A 24,270-nucleotide genomic window follows, 5' to 3' on the forward strand; every position below is an offset into this window, starting at 1 on the left:
TAGATGGCCAAAGAAAATAAGAAAATAGAACCGAGTAAAAAACCAAAATTTAATGCCTACTGGATTTATGCCGTTATTATAATTGGCTTTTTGGTATTGAATTTTGTTGGTGGCAGTGGGTTAGGATCTGCTCCTACAACCTCCCCTTCTGAGTTTCAGAAGTTTTTAAGCAATGGAGAGATTGATAAAGTTGTAATAATCAATCGTAGACAAGCCAAAGTTTTTCTAACACAAGAAGCTAAAGCCTTAGAAAAGCACAAAAAGAACAAGAAAAACTCTATTTTACCAGCAACTCCTAGTGATCCCGATTATCAATTTGAATTTGGTGACTTACAAAATTTTGAAAACAAAATTGCTACCATTAAAAATGAAAATGGTTTAAGTACACAAGTAAACTATGATACCGAAAGCAATGTTTGGGGTGAAATATTAATTACTCTATTACCTTTTGCCCTTATTATTGGTGTATGGATATTCATTATGCGTAGAATGAGTGGTGGTTCTGGTGGTGGAGCTGGTGGTCAAATTTTTAACATAGGAAAATCAAAAGCAAAGCTTTTTGATCAAAATACAGAAGTAAAAGTTTCTTTTGAAAATGTAGCGGGCCTTGAAGGTGCAAAAGAAGAAGTACAAGAGATTGTAGATTTCCTAAAAAATCCAGAAAAATACACCTCTTTAGGAGGAAAAATTCCCAAAGGAGCTCTTTTAGTTGGACCTCCAGGAACAGGGAAAACTTTATTAGCAAAAGCTGTAGCCGGAGAAGCAAAAGTACCTTTCTTCTCGTTATCAGGATCTGACTTTGTAGAAATGTTTGTAGGTGTAGGAGCTTCACGTGTAAGAGACTTATTCAAACAAGCTAAAGAAAAGTCTCCTGCAATTATATTTATTGATGAAATTGATGCTGTTGGACGAGCGAGGGGAAAAAGCAATTTTTCTGGATCAAACGACGAAAGAGAGAATACCTTAAACCAACTCCTTACAGAAATGGATGGTTTTGGAACAAATACAAACGTAATAGTTATTGCCGCAACTAACCGTGCCGACGTACTAGATAAAGCATTACTTCGTGCAGGTCGTTTTGACCGCCAGATATATGTAGATTTACCAGATATAAGAGAACGTAAAGAAATATTTGATGTTCATTTAAAACCCCTCAAAAAGGTAGAAAATGAGCTAGACACAGAATTCATGGCAAAACAAACTCCTGGATTTTCGGGAGCAGACATTGCCAATGTTTGTAACGAAGCTGCACTTATTGCTGCTAGAAAAGGAAACAGTGCAGTAGGAAAACAAGATTTTCTAGATGCCGTTGACAGAATTGTTGGAGGTCTAGAAAAGAAGAATAAAATTATAACTCCAGAAGAAAAAAGAGCCATAGCCTTTCATGAAGCTGGACACGCAACTGTTAGCTGGATGCTTGAACATGCAGCACCGTTAGTAAAAGTTACTATCGTACCACGAGGACAATCTTTGGGAGCAGCATGGTATTTACCAGAAGAACGACTCATTGTACGACCTAATCAAATGCTTGATGAAATGTGTGCCGCATTAGGTGGACGTGCAGCAGAAAAAGTAATATTCAACGAAATTTCGACAGGAGCTTTAAGTGATCTAGAGAAAGTAACAAAGCAAGCAAGAGCAATGGTTACTATTTATGGATTAAACGAAAAAGTTGGTAACCTTACGTATTATGACTCTTCGGGGCAAAGTGAATACAACTTTACAAAACCATATAGTGAACAAACAAGTGAACTTATCGACAAAGAAATTTCTAACATTGTAGAAGCTCAGTATCAAAGAGCCATCGATTTATTAGAAAACCACAAGGATAAACTTACAGAACTTGCAGAAGTCTTATTAGAAAAGGAAGTTATTTTTAAAGATAATTTAGAAAAAATCTTCGGAGAAAGACCTTTTGGGAAAAAAGAGGAAGAAATTATCCCTGAACCATCTTAAAAGCATACTATTTTCTAGAATAATATAAAAAATCTTAACCTAACAGAATTTTAGGTTAAGATTTTTTTTACCTTTGTTCGTACAGTAAATTCGTAATCCCCAACACTAGATCAAACAAATGAGTCTATTTAGAAGAATCTTTTCATCAAAATCTAAATCAGACCAAAAGAATAAAGAACGACACGTTGAAGATCGTAGTAAATATATGCCGGAGATTGATCTACCTGTTGACGAAAGTTTCATGATCAATTTTAAAAGAAATGGAGGCAAATTTTTATATTGTGACAATGACAATGAAGTTTTAGACTCTTTTGACAAAATTCTTTTGGAAAATGATTGGTATGAAAAAGATGTATGTACTTTTGAAATAAGTTTAGAACACAAATTTTCAGGCTTTAATCTAAATTACACAAAACAAGCTACCTCCTCCTCTTTCTTTTTTGCTACTTGTGAATATTTAATTGCCGACAGCGGAGCTATTTTAATCTCCTCAAATCAATTAAAAGAAAAAAAACTAACAGAATTACCTGATAATTTCGTGATTCTGGCTGCTACAAGTCAACTAGTTAAAAGTATCGGAGAAGGGTTAAAGGGTATTAAAAGTAAAAACAAAAATGCAATACCTTCTAATATAACTACCATCAAGGATTTCGAACCTCAAAAAGAAAAGGATTTCTTAAGCTACGGAAGTAGTTCAAAAAATTTATATTTGCTCCTCTTGGAAGATTTATAACATGAAAGAATTACTTACAAGGGCTTTATCGGGATTTCTATATATCTCTTTATTACTCGTATCTATTTTTATAAACAAATACACCTTTATAGGCATATTTTTAATTTTTGGAATCATCGCTATATATGAATTTCAAAAATTAATTCATCTCAAAAACAAAAGACTGTATATAATATTTATAGGCCTTTTGGCAATCTTACACATTTTCGAAGATAAAATTTATTTTTATGTAACTCTTCCGGTTTTGACGCTTACAATTATTACAGAATTATTTCTGGTAAAAGACCTAGTCACTATTCGAATTATTCCAATGTTTGAGAAAAGAAAATACTTCACGAGTATTTTTTATCTTATTACCTCGATTATATTTTTAACACTTATCCCTAATTATTCAGGAAAATATCAACCATTGATTATAGCGGGAGCTTTCTTAATCACATGGGTAAATGATACATTTGCCTACTTAGTGGGCAAAAATTTTGGAAAAAATAAGTTGTTAGAACGAATATCTCCGAAAAAGACAATAGAAGGCTTTATTGGCGGGTTTATATTCTCAATACTAGCAGGATACTTGATAGCCATTTTTTCTCATACTTTATCTATAGGCATTTGGTTGATTATAAGCATTATTATGAGTATTTTTGGAATGTTGGGTGATCTTATCCAATCAAAGTTTAAAAGACAAGCAGGAGTCAAAGATAGCGGCACCATAATGCCCGGTCATGGAGGCATCTATGATCGACTTGATAGTGTAATCTTTGCAAGCCCGTTTTTATATGCATTTTTACAAATCTTAGCACATGTTTCATAAAGAAGGATTTAAAATAATATCTATCACATTAGTCCTGTTCTTAGGTATTAATGTAGCTTCGTATTTAGCAATTCAAGTAGAAGAAATTCGAATTGCTATCACTGTAGTGACATTGGTTTTTTTACTGTTAATTTTACAATTTTTTAGAAACCCAAAAAGAACAACTTCTGTTAGCGAAAAAACGGTCGTTTCTCCTGTAGACGGAAAAGTTGTTGTTATAGAAGAAGTATTTGAAAAAGAATTTTTTAATGAAAAAAGACTACAGGTTTCGGTTTTTATGTCCCCTATAAATGTACATGTTACTAGACACCCTATTAACGGAGAAGTAGTTCTAAGTAAATATCATCCCGGAAAATATTTAGTTGCTTGGCATCCTAAAGCTTCAGAAGAAAATGAAAGAACTACCGTAGTTGTAAAAAACAACTCGATAGAGGTATTATACCGTCAAATAGCTGGTGCTCTCGCAAAACGAATTGTCAACTACGCCAAAGAGGGCGAAAAAGTTGTTCAGGGTTCTGATAGCGGATTTATAAAATTCGGCTCTAGAGTGGACTTATTTTTACCAATAGGTACTGAAATAAGTGTTGAACTTAATCAAAAAGTAAAGGGAGGAGAAAGTGTGATTGCAAACCTCTAATTTAACGTAACGATGACTGAAGAAGAATTAAATATAGCCTTCGACAATGCCTATCATCGTGCCTCTAGCACAAAAATACAACTGCCCCCTGATGTTATGCTCTATTTTTATGCATATTACAAGCGCGCCACACATACAGAAGGATTTTACACCCCCTCTGGAGATAGTCAGCTTAGAAATGCTTTTAAACTAAATGCTTTTTTTCAAACTCAAAATATCACTCCTCAAGAAGCCAAAAAAAAATATATAGAACTAGTTGAAAAATACATTATTGACTAATTCTTCTCTACCCTATTTCCAGAGCAATATTTTTACACCTTCATTTTAAACATAGCAACCTTTACACTTTTTAAGTGCAATAATAAAATCAAAAACCAACTGTTTTGGGATATTTACAAAAAGAAAAAAAACAAAAGGAGCATGTTTGACATACTCCTTTTTTAAACGTATTCTTTTATTAAATTATCTTACTACGCAAGCTAGCGCTATTTATACCATTTCTGATTTAAAATGGTATTATACATAGTAATCTTGCAAAAGAAATAAAAAAAATGATTTAGAAACTCTATTTTAAGCTAGCCAAACTAGATTTTATAGTAGCAATTTTAGCTTCTGCATCTGCCTCTTTTTTTCTTTCAATTGCAATTACCTTCTCAGGGGCATTCGACACAAAACGCTCATTCTGTAATTTTTTCTGTACCGATTTCAAGAAGCCTTCTGTATAAGAAAGTTCCTCTGTAAGTTTTTTGATCTCATCCTCTACATTAATTGCTCCAGAAATTGGCACAAAGTATTCGTTAGACTTTACCCTAAAAGAGAGCGCGCCATCCACTTTTTCTGTAACATATGTTAAAGAAGAAACATTACCTAATTTAGCTATAACAGGGTCAAATGTTTCTTTGGTATTTTCATTATTCAGAATTGACAATTCAATACTATCTTTAAAGGCAATATTTTTCTCCTTCCTTATCGTTCTTATACCCGAAACAACATCTGAAGCCACTTCAAATTCGGCAATCATATGTGTAACAACCGATGTGATTTTTGGCCAACTAGCAACAATCAATGCCTCATCTTTTGTTCTATTTGTAATCTGTTGCCAAATTTCCTCAGAAATAAAAGGAACAAAAGGATGTAGTATCTTTAAGTTCTCTTCTAAAATGGTTATAACCTGTGCATAGGTTTTAGCATCAATGGGAGCTTGATAAGCTGGTTTGATCATTTCTAACAACCATCCGCAAAAATCATCCCAGATCAACTTATATGTTATCATTAAAGCATCACTGATGCGGTATTTGCTATAGTTTGTTTCTAACTCAACCAAGACTTCCTGAAATCTTGAAACATACCACTCTAATGCTATTGCAGAAGCCTTCGGTTGTTCGATAGATGAATCTACATCCCATCCTTTAATTAACCTAAAGGCATTCCAAATTTTGTTAACAAACTTACTTCCTTGATCGCATAGGTTTTCATCAAACATCAAATCATTACCCGCAGGAGAACTTAATAACATTCCCACTCTAATACCATCAGCTCCGTATCGATCTATTAAATCCAAAGGATCCGGAGAATTCCCTAAGGATTTAGACATTTTTCGCCGTTGTTTATCCCTTACTATTCCGGTAAGATACACATTGGTAAATGGTTTGTCTTTTTTATATTCATACCCAGCTATAATCATACGTGCTACCCAAAAAAACAATATTTCTGGAGCAGTCACAAGATCATTAGTGGGATAATAATAGTTAATTTCTTTATTCTCTGGCTCAAGAATCCCATTGAATACACTCATTGGCCATAACCAAGATGAAAACCAAGTATCTAATGCATCGGGATCTTGTGTTAGGTCAGCATCGGTCAATGTATCACTTCCTGTTTTTTCTTTTGCTAAGACAAGTGCCTCTTCCTTGCTTTCTGCCACTACAAAATCTTCCTTACCCGGACCATAGAAATAGGCAGGTATTTGATGCCCCCACCAAAGTTGACGAGAAATATTCCAATCACGAACATTTTCCATCCAATATCTATACGTACTGAGGAATTTCTCGGGAACCAAATTAACTTCTTTATCCAAAACCGCATCTAATGCGGGTTGAGCAAGATCCTTCATTTTCAAAAACCACTGATCACTTAATCTAGGCTCAATTACCGCCTTGGTACGTTCGCTTGTTCCTACCTTATTGAGATGTGTTTCTATTTTTTCTAATGCACCAATACTCTCTAGCTCCTTTACAATCTCTTTACGTACAACAAAACGGTCCTTACCCTGATAATGTGCTCCATAAGAATTCAGCGTAGCATCATCATTAAAAATATCAATAACGTCTAAATTATGTTTATCACCTAAAATTTTGTCATTAGGATCGTGCGCAGGCGTTACTTTTAAACATCCAGTACCAAACTCTACATCGACATATTCATCGGCAATAATAGGAATGACACGATTCGCAATAGGCACTATTACCTTTTTACCTTGTAGGTGTGTAAAGCGTTCATCTGTAGGATTAATACAGATAGCTGTATCTCCCATAATAGTTTCTGGCCTTGTCGTTGCAACAGTTAAAACATCATCACTCCCTTCTATTTGATAATTTAAATAGTATAAATTACCTTGCTTTTCTTCGTATATTACTTCTTCATCTGACAAGGTAGTTTTGGCTTCTGGATCCCAGTTTACCATCCTGTACCCTCTATAAATAAGACCTTTATTATACAAATCAACAAATACTTTAATTACAGAGGCTGATAAATTATCATCCATTGTAAAAGCGGTACGCTCCCAATCACAAGAAGCTCCGAGCTTCTTTAATTGTTCCAAAATAATCCCTCCATGCTTATGTGTCCACTCCCAAGCATGCTCTAGAAATTCATCTCTAGTAAGGTCATTTTTATCAATCCCATCTTCTTTAAGCTTGGCCACAACTTTGGCTTCTGTTGCAATAGATGCGTGATCCGTACCAGGAACCCAGCAGGCGTTGTACCCCTTGAGACGAGCTCTACGAATCAATACATCCTGAATAGTATTATTGAGCATATGCCCCATATGTAAAACACCGGTAACATTAGGAGGCGGAATAACAATGGTATAAGCCTCTCTTTCATCAACTTCAGAATGAAAATAATTATTTTCCATCCAATAGGAATACCATTTTTCTTCTACTGATTTCGCATCATATTTTCCTGCTACAGTCATACTTTGGTCTGGTTTTTGATTTTTGAAATGCAAAAGTAATTATTATATACGACAACTTGAAAGTCTTTCATGATTTTGCAGTTGAATAAAAAGTAACTACTTTTGTTTGTAACAAAAACCTATGGTTATGAAAAAAATAATGATAATTTTATGTCTTGGTTTATTGAGTATAACCCTAAACGCTCAAGATGCCAAGCCTGAAATAAAATTTAAAAGTGAAGTAATTGATTATGGCGAAATTGCCAAAGGCAGTAATGGTGTTCGACAATTCGAATTTACCAATACAGGAAATGCCCCTTTGGTTATCTCTAAAGTACACTCTAGTTGCGGATGCACTATCCCCAAAAAACCAGAGGGACCTATTGCTCCGGGAGAAAAAGGGGTTATTGAAGTGAAATATGATACTAAAAGAGTTGGACCTATACGCAAAACTGTAAGTTGTTATACAAACACAGCAGAAGGTACAATTGCATTAAAAATAAAAGGAACTGTATTGGATGGAAGTGTACTAGAAAAGAAAAACTAAATCACTAAACATCATACAAGATTAAAAAAGGAGCATATAAAATGCTCCTTTTTTTGTTTTATACATTTTCAACTGCTTCTAATTTACATTAGTGAGACGTGACATTAAATATATCTAATAAAATTCAGCTATTGTTTAAAGTAAAACACTCCTCAACCATAGTACTAAAGTAGTCTCAAGGTTTCAATAGATTTTCAGAACTCTTACTATATAATTGGATCAAATGGTTTTATATCACTTTTTTGAGATAAAACTCATACTTCATTACAACTCCTAGACGTTCTATTTTAATTGATATTTTCTTTCCTTCTTCATAATAAAACAAATCATTAAGGTCTGATAACTTGTAATCGTAGGATTTTTTCCCGTTTACCTGCAATATAACATCTCCCTTTTTTAGACCTGCAAGATCTGCAGGAGAATCGGGTCGAACATCAGAAATTTCATATTTAGGTAAAAGAATAAAATTAAATAACATTTCGAGGGTTGTCTTACTCATCAATTTGTTCATCCCCATATATACCCTACTCCGTTCACTATATTTTTTTGACACAGCAACTTCTTCAAAACCTACATGCTGAATGCTAAGCCCGCTCATGTTATAATTAAAGGGTTTATCAAAAAAGTTATTTTTCTTAAACGTTATTTTCTTACTTGGATAATCAACAATCAAATTAAATCTGCGCAACACATTACCCCCCAAAGTCCCCTCTCTATTTCTTTGAGTAACTCCCTTTATATATATTGAATCAGGAAAAGACGCAGTTACTTCCTCTAGTTTAAAATCTCCTATATGTAATTCATCTATTTTTGTCCTTCTTCCGTAAATCTCTCCATTAAAACCTTTACCCAAAAAATCTCGAAAAAAATCATTTGTGATACTAACTCCTTTTTCTTCATTTTCGAATAGCCAGATGGAAGAACCAGAACCAGAGTCCAATAGCAAATTAACATCCACAAAGCCCTTATCCGACTTATATTTTAGAGCAACTAAAGGTCTTTTTCTTTGATTTACAAAATTAAGATTTGTCTCATAGCACTTTTTGCACTTTTTATACACATATGACTCAGGATCATTAATTCTAAGTATTTTAGAAGAATAATTAATATTTAAAACAAAGTCTTTAAAAAAGTCATAGCCTATAATACCATGTACGGGAAACCCCATTCGAGTAGAAAAATTGATCGATTTATCTAATACCAAATATACTTTATGGTTTGGACTTGTCGCCTTCCCTATTTTTAATTCATTGTTAGTCGATCTAATTGCTTCTACAGGACCATCCTCGCCTAATCCTCTAAGGTATATTTTTGTGGCATTTTTAAGCTCTAAGGAGCTTGTATTATCTACACTAAAAATTATTGTTGAACCTACTCCAGAATCCAGAATAAAAGAAAGTTCTACTCCATTGACCATTACAGGAACAATAATCAGATTATTTGCCAATACGAATCGAATCTTATCATTCTTTTTTCCTTCAGGTAAGCTAAACTTGTTTTGAGAGAAAACAATAACATTAAAGAATAGAAATGCTATTAAAACCTTACTTTTGAGAAAATGATAAAAATCTAACAATAAAACCTCCATTGCACTAAATATAGAAAAATACTCAAAAAAAACGATCAAGTATACACCTATTTCTTAAATATTTTAAGAAATTTGCCGGTATTTTTATTTTTAAAACAAATCAAATGCCAATAGTATCACATAAAGGTAAGGCTATGCCTGAATCGCCAATTCGAAAATTGGTTCCTTTTGCTGAAAAAGCAGCAAAAGAAGGCAAGCATATTTATCACCTCAACATAGGTCAACCGGATATAAAAACTCCGATTGAAGCCATGGATGCTGTGCGAAATCATAATCTAGATGTATTGGCATATAGCCACTCTGCCGGTTTTGAGAGTTTTAGAAAAAAATTGGCTGGATACTACGCTAAACATGATATCACCATTTCATCAGATGACATTTTGGTAACGACAGGAGGCAGTGAAGCTTTGATTTTTACAATGGGAAGTATCACTGACCCCGGAGATGAAATAATTGTCCCTGAGCCTTTTTATGCAAATTACTATAGTTTTTCTACGCAGTCAAACGTAACCGTTATACCGGTGATTTCGGATATAGAATCAGGGTTCGCTTTACCCTCTATTGCCGAATTTGAAAAGCTTATTACAAAAAAAACCAAAGCAATTCTTATATGCAACCCGGGTAATCCAACAGGTTATTTATATAGTAAAGAAGAAATAAAACAGTTATCACAGCTTGCTATCAAATATGACTTATTCCTTATTTCGGATGAAGTGTATCGAGAATTCGTATATGATGGATCTGAGCATTATTCTATATTACAAGAAAGAGGAATGGATGAACATGCTATCATTGTGGATTCAGTTTCTAAACGATATAGTATGTGTGGAGCAAGAATCGGGTGTATGGTAAGTAAAAATAAGAGTGTCATAGAAACGGCTATGAAGTTTGCTCAAGCACGACTAAGCCCTCCTACTCTAGCGCAAATCGCAAGTGAAGCTGCTCTCGAAGCACCAGAATCTTATTATACAGATACCGTTGCAAAATATAAATCAAGAAGAGACACACTGGTTTCTGGACTACGAGAAATCCCTGGTGTAAAAGTTGGAGTTCCCAAAGGTGCTTTTTATTGCATTGCAGAATTACCTGTTAAAGATGCTGATCATTTTGCACAATGGCTGCTTGACAAATTTCATGTGAATCAAGAAACCATCATGTTAGCTCCTGCTTCAGGTTTTTACTCTAGTCCTAACGAAGGGAAAAATCAAGTACGTATTGCATATGTCTTGAATAGACGGGATCTAAAAAAGTCAATAGAAATACTAAAATTGGCTTTAGAAAAATATAATAATCAATGAAGATTGAATATCATAAATCCTTAAAAGAATACAATACCTTCGGGATTGATGTGACTGCCCATGAATTTGTGACAATTACATCAAAATCAGAACTTAAAAAGATACTTTCTCAAAATAAAGAGAAAGAGCTTTTTATTCTGAGCGGAGGAAGTAACATGTTACTAACCCGAGAACTCAATGAATTAGTCTTACATATAGCCATAAAAGGAATTAAGGTAACAGAAGAATCAGATACACATGCTTTAGTATCCGTTAATGCCGGTGAGAACTGGCACAATTTTGTTGAGTACTGTATTGATCAAGATTATGGAGGAATAGAAAATCTATCCCTAATCCCAGGGTACGTTGGGAGCGCCCCTATTCAAAATATTGGAGCCTATGGTGTTGAGCTTAAAGATACCTTTGTACAGTGTGAAGCAATTCACATCGCCACAGGAAAAGAACATGTTTTTTCGAAAGAAGACTGCAAATTCGGATATCGAAATTCAATTTTTAAAAATGAGGTAAAAGGTGAATATATCATTACTAATGTAACTTTTAGATTAACCAAAACAAATCACTCACTCAATACCAAATATGGTGCTATCGAAAATGCACTAATCGATAAAAAAATTAAAAATCCAAGTATCAAAGATATCTCCGAAGCAGTGATTCTAATTCGACAAAGCAAACTTCCTGACCCCAAAAAAATAGGAAACAGCGGTAGCTTTTTTAAAAACCCGGTGATATCAAAGAGTCATTTTTCATTACTTCAGAAAAAACATCCCGAAATGCCATCCTACATCATTGATGAAAACCAAGTTAAAGTGCCTGCAGGCTGGTTGATTGAAGCATCAGGTTTTAAGGGAAAACGTTGGGGCGAGGTAGGTGTTCATAAAAAGCAAGCTTTGGTACTAGTTAATTATGGTGATGCCAAAGGGACAGATATTCTTGAATTATCAAAAAAAATCAAGGCAGAAATAAAACAAAAATTCGACATCAATCTTGAAACCGAAGTAAACATTATTTAATTGAAGCCATGAGAACTTCTTAACTCATTACTCCTTAATTCATTCTTTGTATCTTTGTAAGAAATTTTCATTTTATTCGACTATGAAACTAGTATTATTAACAATAGGATTATTACTTTTAGCTTTTGCAGGAATAGCCATTAAACTATGGGCAAAAAAAGACGGAAAGTTTGCTGGCACTTGTGCAAGTCAAAGTCCTTTTTTAAATAAAGAGGGAGATTCATGCTCTCTTTGTGGAAAAACTCCAGATCAATTTTCTAATTGCAATGAAGAGGAACATTCTAAATAAAAAAGTAGAAGCAATCTACTTTAAAAAATATATATAATGGTACTAGAAGACCATATTAAAAAAGCAAAAGAAGGAAAACAAATTTCGTTTAATTATCTCTTAGATACTTTTTGGAATGATGTTTATAATTTTCAGTTAAAAAGAACTCAAGATGAGTACGAAGCTGAAGATATTACTATTCAGAGTTTCTCTAAAGCATTCGATAAAATCAATACATTTAAAGAAGAATACAATTTTAAAACTTGGTTAATCCAAATTTCAAAAAATATTCATATTGACTTATTGCGAAAAAAAAAGACATCGATACAATCCAAAACTACTACCGAAGTTGACGATGCTGTTTATAAAATTATAGATGACGCCCCGTCTCCAGAAGATAAGCTAATAACTGAACAAAATCTAGCGCAATTACTTCGTTTTATCAAACAATTAAAACCTCATTATCAACAAGTAATTAATCTTAGATATTTTCAGGAATTAAGTTACAAGGAAATTGCCGAACATCTTAATGAACCTATGAATAATGTTAAAGTAAAACTATTAAGGGCAAAAAAATTATTATCAGAAATAATTACAGAATCCCAACATAAATAGGGCAAAAGACCAAACTATCTTAAATTAAATGATGTAAATTCCTTTATAACCATATACAAAGGTTCTATCCATTTATCATTAATTTTCTTATCGTACTTCACAAATTTTTGTACCAATCCCTTAGGGGCAGAGATTTCTTTTTCGATAGCGGTTATGTTAATATATTTTTGATTATTAAGCAACCACTTCTCTACACGCTTCCGGTTGTTTTTTGTTTTTTTTAAGCTGACTAAATCTTCAAGCATGACATATTTTCTTTATAGAGAGGATAACTACCAAATTTCAAAAAAATTTTATGTTAACTTAATTTTAACTTAATTCAAATTTAAATTCTATATACAACAAGTATTCTCGATAGCATGTTATTTTAGAACCACACAGATAGCCAAAATAGACCAAAAACCACCAAGCCAAATATAAATCACTGATTTTAATGAAATTAATTACATACAAGGTTTTATCTATTTCTAATCTCTAAGTAAATCCATTCTCCATACATAATAAAAAAACAAAAAACGTAGATTCAAAACTTAGAAGAAATTACTTTTTGAAATGAATTTATACGAAAAAATACAGGCGTAGTATGTTTGCATTTTAAGATTTCTTTATGATTTTAAATATAACCTTACTAATGGCAAATAATTTAACAATACAACAATAATGTTTCTGTAAAATGACACTTTATTCTTTTATAAAGCATAAAGACATTTTAACTATATCATTATCTAAGCTTTCTTCGTATTTTTGCTAAAAATATTGCATCTATGAATACGGATAGTATTGGTTCCGCACCTCCTAAAGGAAAACCCAAGTGGCTACGAGTAAAACTTCCTACCGGAAAAAAGTATACAGAACTAAGAGGATTGGTTGATAAATATAATCTTCATACCATTTGCACCTCTGGTAGCTGCCCGAATATGGGCGAATGTTGGAGCGAGGGTACCGCTACTTTTATGATATTAGGAAACATCTGCACACGTTCATGCGGTTTCTGTGGTGTAAAAACAGGAAGACCAGAGACAGTTGACTGGGAAGAACCTGAAAAAGTTGCCCGATCCATAAAAATCATGAATATAAAGCATGCGGTAATCACATCTGTAGATCGTGATGACCTACTTGATGGTGGATCGATCATTTGGGCAGAGACCATACAAGCGATCCGAAGAATGAACCCAGATACTACTCTAGAGACATTAATTCCTGATTTTCAAGGAAAAACTAAAAACATAGACAGAATTATTGCTGTAAAACCAGAAGTAGTATCTCATAATATGGAAACCGTAAAAAGGTTAACTAGAGAAGTTCGTATTCAGGCTAAATATGAACAAAGTTTACAAGTATTACAATACCTTAAAAAAAATGGGATACGACGTACTAAAAGTGGTATTATGTTAGGTCTTGGTGAAAAAGAAGAAGAAGTAATACAAACATTAAAAGATCTTAGATCAGTAAATTTGGATGTAGTAACTATTGGACAGTATTTACAACCAAGTAAAAAGCATCTTCCGGTAAAGGAATTTATTACACCAGATCAATTCAAAAAATACGAAGAGATTGGCTTAGAAATGGGATTTAGACATGTTGAAAGTAGTGCTTTGGTTAGATCTTCATACAAAGCTCAAAAACATTTGACATAATCCATAATTAGGAAAGGATTTAATGAATACATCTATACGAATTGCTATTAATGGTTTCGGAAGAATTGGACGCAGCCTATTTAGACTTTTAATCGATAATCCGATTATAGAGGTTGTAGCCATAAATGATCTGGCCGATGCAAAGACACTAAGTCACCTACTTAAATATGATAGTATTCATGGTGTGCTTGCTACGGAAATATCCTATGAAGAAGGGTTCATTATAATAAATGATAAGTCTATCCCTCTGCTCAATGAGAAAAACCCCATAAATTGTGATTGGAAAAAATATGATGTTGATGTTGTTATTGAATCTACAGGAAAAATCAAAACAAGAAAAGAGTTAGAAAAACATATTACAGCTGGGGCCAAAAAAGTCATTCTTTCTTCGCCTCCCATAGAAGATCATATAAAAACTGTGGTTTTAGGGGTTAATGATCATATTATTGATCATAAAGAAGCTATACTATCAAATGCTTCTTGCACGACTAACAATGCAGCGCCGATGATCAAAATAATTAATGATTTATGTGGTATTGATCAAGCATATATCACAACCATACATAGTTATACCACCGACCAAAGTCTTCATGATCAACCACACAGAGACCTAAGAAGAGCTCGAGCGGCAAGCCAATCGATTGTCCCAACCACAACAGGAGCAGCCAAGGCCTTAACAAAAATTTTTCCCGATCTAAGTAATGTAATAGGTGGTTGCGGGATTAGAGTACCTGTTCCTAATGGATCATTAACAGATATTACATTTAATGTAAAAAAAGAGACCTCGATAGAAGAAATAAATGAAGAATTTAGAAAAGCTTCAGAAACCTATCTGAAAGGGATTTTGGCATACACACAAGACCCCATTGTCTCTGTAGATATAATTGGTAATACGCACTCATGCGTATTTGACTCATTAATGACATCTGTAATCGGTAAGATGGTAAAAATTATCGGCTGGTATGACAATGAAATTGGCTATAGTAGTAGAATAATTGATTTAATTATTAACATTTCTAAGAAATAACTATCTTAGTTGAGATATTTCAAAAGGAAAAATGTTAATTAAAGTCAGATATCTTATTTTAAAAACTTTACTTATTTGTTGTTTTTTTGGTTCATCACAAACAAATGAACTTCAAGAAAATTACCAGATCAATGACTCTATAGAAAACTATTTAGACAGTTCTTTTCTTCTCATAGACAAATCAGAATTGACTGAAGCTTTTTCCAATATCCAAAAAGCAAAAATCCAATCTTCAAACAACCAAAGTAAAAATTATCACGCAAAGACAAATGTTGTTCTTGCTAAATTTTACAGAGAGTTAGGAGATCTTAAGCAAGCAGAAAAACACATTGTTGAGGCTATCGAAGCTCAAATACAAAGCAAAGATGAATCTACCCTTACAACATCATTAATTATATATGGATCCATTGCTTTACAACTAAGAGACTATAAAACTTCAGAAAAAGTTCTTAAAGAGGCTTTTATTCTTAATCAAAAAAACACCAATAAAGCAGTAGAAAAAAGAATTCAGATTTACCAAGCACTTTTATCTCTATCAAAAAACCAACCTGAATTAGCACTTACGCAGTTTGATAAATTAACCTCTGACATTTCTAACATCACAGAAGATTATTTCAAGGCAATATTATATTTAAACAAAGCAAAAGCCCATACACAGCTAGACCAAATAGAAGATGCCAAAAAAGCCAATATCGAAGCACTTTCTTTGAGTGCAGAAAGAGGGTATGCACGAATACAATCAGAATCTTACGCACTTTACAGTAACATTTACGAAAAAGAAAAAGATCATCAAACATCATTAAATTACCTTAAAAAACATCTGGATTCTAAAAATGCATTACTTGATAATAATAAAAAGATTATAGCTCAGGAAACAAGAACAAAATTAAACTTTGACAAAAACTATGTGCTCATAGAGGAGCTAACCGAAGAAAATATTCAACAACAAAAATCATTACAGGTAGGTCGTTTGGCAACTATACTAGCGATAGCACTAATAACCATATTATCACTCTTAACATTATCCTTGTACAAAAACAACAATTTAAGAGCAAGAGCAAACGAATTGTTACAGAATAAAAACACCGAACTCATAATCGCCAAAGAAAATGTTGAACGAGCTAGTGAAGCAAAAGTCCAGTTTTTATCTACTATAACACATGAATTAAGAACCCCATTGTATGCCGTAACAGGGTTAACACATTTATTATTAGAAGAAAGCCCGACACCAAACCAAAAAGAACACCTTAATTCTCTAAAATTTTCAGGAGAATATCTTTTATCACTAATAAACAACATACTAGACTTAAATAAACTAGAAGCAAATAAAGTAGAAATAGAAAATACATCATTTAACCTTAAAAAAAGAATCAATGATGTACTTATTGCCCTAGGAAAATCTGCTAAGGACAGAAACAATGAGCTACATTATGAATTTGCATCTTCGATACCAACAAAACTAAAGGGAGACCCATTAAAAATATCTCAAATCCTTATTAATCTCATAGGAAACTCTATAAAATTCACACAAAAAGGAGATATCTGGATACGTGTGCACCCAATAAATATTACAGAAACAAAAGCATTACTCAATTTTGAAATAGAAGACAATGGTGTAGGAATATCCGAAAAAAAACAACAGAGTATTTTCGAAAATTTTACACAAGGTTCTGTACAGATTAATAGAAAGTTCGGAGGTACAGGATTAGGACTATCTATTGTAAAAAACCTGCTTTCACTTATGAATAGTGAAATCAAACTTGAGAGTGAATTAGGCAAAGGATCAAAGTTTTCATTTGACCTTACTTTTGACATAATAGAGGATAAAAATGCTAATTATATGGAAGAGGCTAAAAAAATAGACTATAGCATCTTAGCAGATAAACGTGTATTAGTCGTAGAAGATAATAAAATCAACCAACTGATTACCAGAAAAATTCTAGAAAAAAACAAAATAGTATGTGATGTTGCCGATAATGGTAATATTGCAATAAATAAAGCCAAAGAACTCCCTTTTGATTTAATTTTAATGGACATTCATATGCCAGGAATTAGTGGAATAGAGGCCACAGTAAAAATTAGAGAATTTGATCAAAATATACCCATTCTTGCCTTAACCGCAGTTACGCTAAATGATAATCTCGACGAGTTTTATGACAACGGATTTAATGATATTATTCCTAAACCATTTAAAACCGAAGAGTTTTTTACTAAACTCCATAAAGCCTTTGTAAATAAGAAAACTACTTCATAATTTGATTCAGAAAAAAATTGCAGAAAACCCCTGAATAAATATACCTAAGAAATGGATCATTACTAAAATAAACTAGTATCAATATATTCGAGTAATTTTCTATCAAAAACATCAGCCCCTTCAATAAACCTTGTTTCTATAGGTTGATACCACATGTTGGATTTTAGAATATTTCCTTTTAACCGCATATAATCCTTTTCAGTAGTAATAATACAATCCAAAGTTTCTAAATGTGCTAACTCCTTAGCCGTAAAATTATGATGATCAGAAAAACTAATATGATCGAATTTAAGTCCTAAAGAAGTGTAATAATCCACCAACGGCTGTGGATTGGCGATACCAGTAACCAAGGTAAAAAAAGAATCCTCTAAAACCTTAATTGATTGTTCACCCATAGTCCCAATGATCGTTTCTCGATAAGATATATATGAAAAAAACAATTCTTGACCTTTTTGAATATTTAGTGAATCCTTAAGCAAATCCATGGTAGCTAAGGTTAAGTTTTTAGGACATTTAGTAACCACTATTATATCAGCTCGATTCGCTCCTATTCTAGGCTCCCTCAAATCCCCGGTAGGAAGCATTATATCATCGCAATAAAGATTCGAATAGGCAGTTAGTAAGATATAAAAGCCTGCTTTTACTTTACGATGCTGATAGGCATCATCTAACAAAATAACTTCGGGAGAAGAACCCGAGGACAATAAACGATCAATCCCGTTACACCTGTTAGCATCTACAGCAACAGTTATTTCCGGAAATTTTCTTTTGAATTGCAGAGGCTCATCACCTATTTCCTCTGCTACAGAAGACAAAGTTGCAAGTTGAAAACCTTTAGTATTCCTCTTATACCCTCTACTAAGTGTCGCCAAAGACTTTTTATCGCGAATTAATCTAATTATATACTCTACCATCGGTGACTTCCCTGTTCCACCAACACTAAGATTACCTACAGCTACAATAGGAATATCATAAGCTGTCGACTTTTTGATACCCAAATCATACATAGCATTACGCAGCCGTGTAATCAGATAATAAAAAGGGACGAACGGAAAAAGTATTTTTCTTAATAAATTCACATGTCTAAAAATTTCAATCTTTGTTGAATGAACAAAAGTATAAAATGAAACTTTGATTATTGGCAAAAGTTTCTTTACATTCATTTTTTATTTATTGACCTAATCCTAAACCAAAGAACACAACGATAATGCAAATAAAAGCCGTTATACAGCACCTAGAAAATCTTGCCCCCTTGGCATATGCAGAAGATTTTGACAATGTTGGCTTACTCGTAGGGAATACCGAAACTACAGTAACAGGGATCATAGTAACACTAGACACCTTAGAAAATGTTGTTGATGAAGCGATCGAAAAAAAATGTAACCTTATTATTAGTTTTCATCCTATCATTTTTAAAGGGATCAAAAAATTCAATGGATCTAACTATGTAGAGCGTGTCGTTATTAAAGCAATTAAGAATGATATTGCAATTTATGCCATACATACAGCCCTAGACAATGCTCTACATGGCGTAAACGATATGATATGTGAACAACTAGGTCTTAGAAATCGTACTATTTTAATTCCACAAAGTGGAAACATAAAAAAACTTATCACCTACGTTCCTTTAGAAAAAGCCGAAACTTTGCGAAACGCATTATTTAATGCAGGCGCTGGCTCTATAGGAAACTATAATGATTGTAGCTTCACCTCTCAAGGCGTAGGAACTTTTAAAGCATCAGAAAACGCAAATCCTTCTGTGGGACAAATAGGAAAAATACATCATGAGGAAGAAGCTCAAATCCAGGTGATTTATCCAAAACATTGTGAAAACAATATTCTAAAAACTTTATTTGAAAACCACCCTTATGAAGAAGTGGCTTATGAGATCACTACACTAGAGAATAAAAATCAACATATTGGTATGGGCATGGTTGGCGAACTACCAGAAGCCATAAACGAAGTAGCGTTTCTACAACATATTAAAAAGGTTTTTAAGACAGGATGTGTTAGACACTCCGCATTACTTAATAAACCAATCAAAAGAGTAGCTGTACTGGGAGGAAGCGGAAGTTTCGCTATTAAAGATGCGCAACGTGCCAAAGCTGATATTTTTATAACCGCAGATCTAAAATATCATCAATTTTATGAAGCCGAAGGAAAACTAATACTTGCCGATATAGGACATTATGAGAGCGAACAGTATACAAAAAATCTAATTATTAGTTATCTTAGAAAAAAAATCAGTAATTTTGCAATCATTTTATCGGATAAAAACACCAATCCAATTCAATACATATAAAATATGGCAAAGAAAGAAGTTACTGTTGAGCAAAAATTAAGAGCTTTATATGACTTGCAATTAATTGACTCTAGAGTTGATGAGATCAGAAATGTAAGAGGAGAATTACCTTTAGAGGTTGAAGATCTTGAGGACGAAGTAGCCGGATTAAATAAAAGATTAGACAAGCTTAATACGGATCTAGAAACAATAGACGAAGGTATAAAAGCTAAAAAAAATCTTATTGAAGAAGCAAAAGCTTTGATCAAAAAATATGGTGAACAGCAGAAAAATGTTCGTAATAATCGCGAATATAATTCTCTAAGCAAAGAAGTAGAATTTCAAGAATTAGAAATTCAACTTGCTGAGAAACATATCAAAGAGCACAAAGCCCAGATTCTTCAAAAGAATGAAATCATCGATCAGACTAAGGAAAAAGTGAGTGAACGTAATAAACATCTTGCTCACAAGAAAGGAGAATTAGATGCTATTTTGGCTGAAACAGAAAAAGAAGAGCAATCTTTACTGGCAAAATCTGAAGATTACCAAAATGAAATCGAAGATCGTTTGATTACAGCATATAAAAGAATCAGAAAAAATGTAAAAAATGGATTAGCTGTAGTTCCTATCGAAAGAGGAGCATCAGGAGGATCTTTTTTCACGATTCCGCCACAAATACAAATGGAAATCGCTTCGCGTAAAAAAATCATTACAGATGAGCACAGTGGTAGAATATTAGTTGATCAAGAACTAGCCAGAGAAGAAAAAGAAAAAATGGCAGCTCTTTTTGCTAAATTGTAAGCAGCAAACCTATTAAATAATATATAGAGCCTCAGTTTTTTACTGAGGCTTTTTTTGATTACAAACCACGCTAAAAAATGAAACATATTCTTATTATAGGTTTCGTATGGCCTGAGCCCAACTCTTCTGCAGCCGGAAGTCGCATGCTACAATTACTTACTCTTTTTAGAGCACAACAATGGCAAGTTACTTTTGCAAGTGCTGCATCCGAAAGCAGCCATATGACAAACCTTACAGATATCGGAGTAAACAAAGTATCAATCGAACTCAACAATTCTAGCTTTGACACCTTTATTAAAGAACTACAACCAGATATTGTTCTTTTTGATCGATTTATGATAGAAGAGCAATTCGGCTGGAGAGTTATCAAACACTGCCCCGATGCATTAAGAATATTAAACACCGAAGACATCCATTCATTGCGCAAAACTAGGCAAGAACAACATACTGCACAGAAAAAATTCGAACTCAAAAACTTACTAGACAATGACATCACCAAAAGAGAAATCGCAAGTATTCATAGATCAGACATCTCTTTAATCATTTCTGATTTTGAAATGAAGCTTCTACATGAATTTTTCGAAATCAAAAAAGAACAACTATTTTATCTACCATTTTTATTAGACCCTATTACTCAAGAAACAAAGAAAAAATGGCCGCATTATGAAGAAAGAGAAAATTTTATAACAATAGGCAACTTTCGTCATGCCCCCAATTGGAATAGCATTTTGTATCTAAAAGAAACAATATGGCCACTAATACGAAAACAACTACCCAAAGCAGAATTACATATATATGGGGCTTACCCTCCCCCCAAAGCGACACAATTGCAAAACACTAACGAAGGTTTTTACATAAAAGGCTGGGCAAAGGATGCAGACGAAGTTATGCAAAAAGCACGCGTATGCCTCGCTCCCCTCCGCTTTGGAGCAGGAATCAAAGGAAAACTTACAGAAGCTATGCTTTGTGGCACCCCAAGTATTACAACATCAATCGGAGCAGAAGGAATGATTGATCCAGAATCAGACTGGAATGGTTTTATAACCGATACCCCATCCTCATTTGCAAAATCAGCAACTCAACTTTATACTAATAAATTTCTCTGGCAACAGTCTCAACAAAATGGAATAGAAATTATAAATACCCGTTTTCAGAAACATAGTTTTTCTGAGAGATTTATTAACCATCTTACGACCACACTAGAAACTATAAAAAATCATCGGTCAAATAACTTTATAGGATCAATACTTAATTACCATACACTAAGAAGCACAGAATACCTTTCGAGATGGATTGAGGAAAAAAACAAATAAAAAATTCATCATAAAATAGAATACACTCTATTTCTTTTTTTTGAAACAAAGACATATCTTTAATCATATCAAGTTTTTAGCACTTACATCTTACACCAAAACAAAGATGAAATGAAAAAGAAAATATGTATTTGGGGAAGCGGATGGTCGGGTCTTACTGCTGCCCTAGAAATAAGTGAGTCGCAAGAATGTGAAGTTCATGTACACGAATCTTCTAGTCAGTTTGGAGGAAAGGTTTCAGGAACCGTAAAAGAAAAAAACAAAATATCTACACACGCAATACGACTAATTTCTGAATATTATCCTGCTTTTGCAGACGTATGCAGTAGAATCCCTACAACTAATAACAAAACCCTAATAGATAGATGGTCCCCTGTTGAATACTTTAATTTTTACTCAACATCAAAAAACAAAGTACACAAAGTAAACAGAAAAATTAACAAAGGTCTTATTAGCAATCTTCAATTACTATTTGCCACGATATTTACTTTCGAACTTCATTTCAAAGATATTATAGCGATTGCTAAAGCTATCAATCAATTTAGATCCTTAAACGAAGAGAAAATTACTCAACTAGAAAAAGAAAAACTTACAATTGAACAATATCTTAAAACCTATAATCTATCAGATACAGCAAAAGATTTCCTATTCACATATCTAGGCATTACAGTTGCAGCACGTCCAACATCTACAGCAAGTATGAGTTTAGACCTAATGTCTAAAATGTTCGTAGGAGTACAACGATCGGAACACCTAATGAAGGAACACAATAAAAATTTTAAGAGCTGGGTGATTGATGGGCCTTTAGGCGAACGCCTTATCCCTCCTTTTATCGAAGAATTAAAAAGAAGAGGTGTTCACCTACATCTTAATTCTGCTATAACAGAATTTAAAAAAAATAACAATGAAATTACCGCTATAACTCAAAGTAATAAAGAAATCGCTGCAGATACCCATATTGTAGCACTCAACAACAAAGTAATCGAAAAACTCAAATTAGGTAGAAAAGAGCAACCACTAAATAACGAATGGTCCATTGGAGCCATCTTTCCTTTGAAATCGATACCAAAATCATTAAAAAAAATTCACAAAAAAACGGTTACCGCAGTAATGGACTCATCATGGGCAATTGTTTTTGTAGTTTGGTCAAAACATAAAGAAGGCGGTCTTTGGAGTGACGATGTTATTTTTCCTGAAGAATACAATTACTTTTTAGAAATTGTAACTAGCAGATTAGATCATAAAGGCACAAACAACAAAACATTCTTTGAATGCAATCCAAAAACAGCAGCAAGAGAAATTTTAACACAAATAGGAATCGAAGAGAAACTAATACCCGAACTAGAAGTTAATGCAACTTATAGTGACAACCTATCTTATACAAATAACCCCATAAAAGATGAATTCTCTTTATACAGCAAAACTAATCCAGACGGATACTACTGGAAGCTCTATGCACCAATATACACCTCATCTCCCAACACACTTCCTCTAGAAGTTACAACAGCGCTACCCGGGATTTTCTTATGCGGAGAAGCCATAGCCACCAAATATCCGTACATAAAAACGCCAACACTCGAACTCACTAGCGAAGCAGCAAAAGAAGCCGCTCAACACACATTTGATTATTTAAATATTTCTCAAAAAGTAAACCAACACTATCCTGATAGATTTGCCAAAAGACAAAAACCATAATATAAATAAAAGTGATAGGTAAGCTAATCCCTTTTTTTACGCTTTTTACGTTTTTCAGAATAATAATGCTTATCGGCAATATAAATTACTTTAGTTACTTCTGCATATACCTTTGAGTTTTCATTCTGAATAAGGATAAGCTTTGTCAAATCCATCTCTTTATTTTCTGCAATACACTTCTTTATTGCCAAAATTTCGGTCTCATCAAATTCGAAGTTTGCATACACCTTTTCTCTTACAGGGATCTTATATCGAATAGATGCTGATTTATCCCACACTACATACTCTTTACCCAAAATCTGAACCAATTGTATCATCAATATAGGATCTGTAGCAGAAAATAAGCTCCCTCCAAAAACAGCTCCCATATAGTTTCTGTTCTTATAATTAATAGGTATTTTAATTTTAACCTTATGCAAGTCATCTGACACACTTATAATCCTTCCTACAGACCTTCGATACATAGGAGAAAAATTAAACGCATACTTAAAAAACCAAGGATTCTTAAATTGACTTTTAACAAAACTAAGGAACCACTTCATAATTAAACCATGTATTTATTGACCAATATAACTACAATATGCCCTTTCTTTAAATGGATCATTCCAAAAAGTTGTGGTTAGA

The 24,270-nt window shown here is 33.2% G+C and carries 22 protein-coding genes; 17 read left to right on the top strand and 5 right to left on the bottom strand.

Annotated features, from left to right (window positions below; genetic code table 11):
• Positions 1-3: 3 nt before the first annotated feature.
• The 5 genes from ftsH (at position 4) to DZ60_RS0112080 (ending at position 4,416) form a co-directional block, all read left to right on the top strand.
• Positions 4-1,956 (top strand): ATP-dependent zinc metalloprotease FtsH, encoded by a 1,953-nt coding sequence (gene ftsH / locus DZ60_RS0112060; protein WP_025742324.1) that lies wholly within the window; start codon positions 4-6, stop codon positions 1,954-1,956.
• Positions 1,957-2,074: 118 nt separating this feature from the next.
• Entirely contained in the window at positions 2,075-2,689 is a 615-nt protein-coding gene (locus DZ60_RS0112065) for an LUD domain-containing protein (RefSeq protein ID WP_025742325.1), read from the top strand.
• 1 nt (position 2,690) lies between these two features.
• Positions 2,691-3,500, top strand: a complete 810-nt coding sequence (locus tag DZ60_RS0112070) for a phosphatidate cytidylyltransferase (protein ID WP_025742326.1) — start codon at positions 2,691-2,693, stop codon at positions 3,498-3,500.
• Positions 3,490-4,137, top strand: coding sequence for a phosphatidylserine decarboxylase family protein (locus DZ60_RS0112075; RefSeq protein ID WP_025742327.1), 648 nt, complete (start codon positions 3,490-3,492; stop codon positions 4,135-4,137). Before DZ60_RS0112070 ends, DZ60_RS0112075 begins: the two co-directional genes overlap by 11 nt.
• Before the next feature lie 12 nt (positions 4,138-4,149).
• Entirely contained in the window at positions 4,150-4,416 is a 267-nt protein-coding gene (locus DZ60_RS0112080; RefSeq protein WP_025742328.1) for an acyl-CoA-binding protein, read from the top strand.
• Between the two features lie 286 nt (positions 4,417-4,702).
• Here DZ60_RS0112080 and DZ60_RS0112085 read toward each other — a convergent pair whose 3' ends face one another.
• Positions 4,703-7,333 carry a valine--tRNA ligase gene (locus tag DZ60_RS0112085; protein ID WP_025742329.1) on the bottom strand — a complete coding sequence of 877 codons (2,631 nt, stop codon included), beginning with the start codon at positions 7,331-7,333 and terminating at the stop codon, positions 4,703-4,705.
• Between the two features lie 127 nt (positions 7,334-7,460).
• Here DZ60_RS0112085 and DZ60_RS0112090 point away from each other — a divergent pair, with 127 nt between their 5' ends.
• On the top strand, positions 7,461-7,859 hold the full coding sequence (locus tag DZ60_RS0112090) for a DUF1573 domain-containing protein (protein ID WP_025742330.1): 399 nt from the start codon (positions 7,461-7,463) through the stop codon (positions 7,857-7,859).
• Between the two features lie 229 nt (positions 7,860-8,088).
• Here the strand turns inward: DZ60_RS0112090 and DZ60_RS0112095 are convergent, their stop codons facing one another.
• The gene (locus DZ60_RS0112095) at positions 8,089-9,447 is read right to left on the bottom strand and encodes an aspartyl protease family protein (protein ID WP_051477639.1); all 1,359 of its coding nucleotides are present in this window, start codon (positions 9,445-9,447) and stop codon (positions 8,089-8,091) included.
• A gap of 104 nt (positions 9,448-9,551) precedes the next feature.
• Here DZ60_RS0112095 and DZ60_RS0112100 point away from each other — a divergent pair, with 104 nt between their 5' ends.
• From DZ60_RS0112100 to DZ60_RS0112115, 4 genes are all read left to right on the top strand, one after another.
• The gene (locus DZ60_RS0112100) at positions 9,552-10,745 is read left to right on the top strand and encodes a pyridoxal phosphate-dependent aminotransferase (protein WP_025742332.1); all 1,194 of its coding nucleotides are present in this window, start codon (positions 9,552-9,554) and stop codon (positions 10,743-10,745) included.
• Positions 10,742-11,755 carry a UDP-N-acetylmuramate dehydrogenase gene (gene murB, locus DZ60_RS0112105; RefSeq protein WP_025742333.1) on the top strand — a complete coding sequence of 338 codons (1,014 nt, stop codon included), beginning with the start codon at positions 10,742-10,744 and terminating at the stop codon, positions 11,753-11,755. Before DZ60_RS0112100 ends, murB begins: the two co-directional genes overlap by 4 nt.
• An 82-nt stretch (positions 11,756-11,837) precedes the next feature.
• Positions 11,838-12,044, top strand: coding sequence for a hypothetical protein (locus tag DZ60_RS0112110; RefSeq protein ID WP_025742334.1), 207 nt, complete (start codon positions 11,838-11,840; stop codon positions 12,042-12,044).
• 36 nt (positions 12,045-12,080) lie between these two features.
• On the top strand, positions 12,081-12,638 hold the full coding sequence (locus DZ60_RS0112115) for an RNA polymerase sigma factor (RefSeq protein ID WP_025742335.1): 558 nt from the start codon (positions 12,081-12,083) through the stop codon (positions 12,636-12,638).
• A gap of 14 nt (positions 12,639-12,652) precedes the next feature.
• On the opposite strand, the gene DZ60_RS0112120 is transcribed toward DZ60_RS0112115, so the two are convergent.
• Positions 12,653-12,883 (bottom strand): hypothetical protein, encoded by a 231-nt coding sequence (locus tag DZ60_RS0112120; RefSeq protein WP_025742336.1) that lies wholly within the window; start codon positions 12,881-12,883, stop codon positions 12,653-12,655.
• A 519-nt stretch (positions 12,884-13,402) separates the two neighbouring features.
• On the opposite strand from DZ60_RS0112120, the gene lipA reads away from it, so the two are divergent.
• Genes lipA through DZ60_RS0112135 form a run of 3 tightly spaced genes read left to right on the top strand, consistent with a single transcriptional unit; the run spans position 13,403 to position 17,556 of the window.
• On the top strand, positions 13,403-14,275 hold the full coding sequence (gene lipA, locus DZ60_RS0112125; protein ID WP_025742337.1) for a lipoyl synthase: 873 nt from the start codon (positions 13,403-13,405) through the stop codon (positions 14,273-14,275).
• Between the two features lie 22 nt (positions 14,276-14,297).
• On the top strand, positions 14,298-15,302 hold the full coding sequence (gap, locus tag DZ60_RS0112130) for a type I glyceraldehyde-3-phosphate dehydrogenase (RefSeq protein WP_025742338.1): 1,005 nt from the start codon (positions 14,298-14,300) through the stop codon (positions 15,300-15,302).
• 31 nt (positions 15,303-15,333) lie between these two features.
• A complete protein-coding gene (locus tag DZ60_RS0112135) occupies positions 15,334-17,556 on the top strand; it encodes a tetratricopeptide repeat-containing hybrid sensor histidine kinase/response regulator (RefSeq protein WP_025742339.1) in 2,223 nt (740 codons plus the stop codon).
• A gap of 62 nt (positions 17,557-17,618) precedes the next feature.
• Here the strand turns inward: DZ60_RS0112135 and lpxK are convergent, their stop codons facing one another.
• Positions 17,619-18,635 carry a tetraacyldisaccharide 4'-kinase gene (lpxK, locus tag DZ60_RS0112140; protein WP_025742340.1) on the bottom strand — a complete coding sequence of 339 codons (1,017 nt, stop codon included), beginning with the start codon at positions 18,633-18,635 and terminating at the stop codon, positions 17,619-17,621.
• A 128-nt stretch (positions 18,636-18,763) separates the two neighbouring features.
• Here lpxK and DZ60_RS0112145 point away from each other — a divergent pair, with 128 nt between their 5' ends.
• From DZ60_RS0112145 to DZ60_RS0112160, 4 genes are all read left to right on the top strand, one after another.
• Positions 18,764-19,858: a Nif3-like dinuclear metal center hexameric protein gene (locus DZ60_RS0112145; protein ID WP_025742341.1), complete on the top strand. Its 1,095-nt coding sequence runs from the start codon at positions 18,764-18,766 to the stop codon at positions 19,856-19,858.
• A 3-nt stretch (positions 19,859-19,861) separates the two neighbouring features.
• Positions 19,862-20,638 (top strand): zinc ribbon domain-containing protein, encoded by a 777-nt coding sequence (locus DZ60_RS0112150; protein WP_025742342.1) that lies wholly within the window; start codon positions 19,862-19,864, stop codon positions 20,636-20,638.
• A 77-nt stretch (positions 20,639-20,715) separates the two neighbouring features.
• Complete coding sequence (locus DZ60_RS0112155; protein WP_025742343.1) at positions 20,716-21,951, top strand: glycosyltransferase family 4 protein; 1,236 nt, start codon at positions 20,716-20,718, stop codon at positions 21,949-21,951.
• A gap of 111 nt (positions 21,952-22,062) precedes the next feature.
• Entirely contained in the window at positions 22,063-23,646 is a 1,584-nt protein-coding gene (locus DZ60_RS0112160; RefSeq protein WP_025742344.1) for an oleate hydratase, read from the top strand.
• A gap of 23 nt (positions 23,647-23,669) precedes the next feature.
• On the opposite strand, the gene DZ60_RS0112165 is transcribed toward DZ60_RS0112160, so the two are convergent.
• Entirely contained in the window at positions 23,670-24,188 is a 519-nt protein-coding gene (locus tag DZ60_RS0112165) for a DUF4442 domain-containing protein (protein ID WP_025742345.1), read from the bottom strand.
• Between the last annotated feature and the right edge of the window lie 82 nt (positions 24,189-24,270).

The sequence above is a fragment of the Aquimarina pacifica genome (assembly GCF_000520955.1).
Classification (GTDB): domain Bacteria; phylum Bacteroidota; class Bacteroidia; order Flavobacteriales; family Flavobacteriaceae; genus Aquimarina; species Aquimarina pacifica.